The organism is Polaribacter sargassicola (assembly GCF_021991835.1).
GTDB classification, from domain to species: domain Bacteria; phylum Bacteroidota; class Bacteroidia; order Flavobacteriales; family Flavobacteriaceae; genus Polaribacter; species Polaribacter sargassicola.
In genome coordinates, this window is sequence record NZ_JAHDAU010000047.1 from 1 (window position 1) to 424 (window position 424).

General features: G+C 72.6%; 1 protein-coding gene. It reads right to left on the reverse strand.

Annotated features, from left to right (window positions below):
* Positions 1-424 (reverse strand): chorismate-binding protein (locus tag KI686_RS17380; RefSeq protein ID WP_237590286.1); only part of this gene is annotated, 424 nt, incomplete at both ends.

A 424-nucleotide genomic window follows, 5' to 3' on the forward strand; every position in this document is an offset into this window, starting at 1 on the left:
GGTCAGCGACTCGCGGGTCGCGCCGCCGGCGGGGTGGCGGAACGTCCCCGAGATGGGGTTCATGGTCACGATGCCGTCGCGGGCGACGACGTGCGCCTCGGGGCTCGCGCCCACCGCGATCTGTCCCGGGGTGATGACGGCGAACGTCCAGTACGCGCCCCGCTCGTGCTCGAGCAGCGCGCGGAACCAGGTGAGCGCGGCGATGCGGTCGTCGCACTCGTATCCGGCGCGGTAGTCCCTGCGGATGACGAAGTTCGCGCCCTCGCCGCGGCCGATCTCCTCGGCGATGACCTGCTCGACGATGTCCGCGTACTCGTCGTCGGAGATGTCGAAGCCGCCGCCGCGCAGGTCGATCGGCGTGTCGGGCAGTGCGGCGCGCAGCTCCTCGGCATCCAGCCCCTCGCGCTCGGCGACCAGCAGGCAG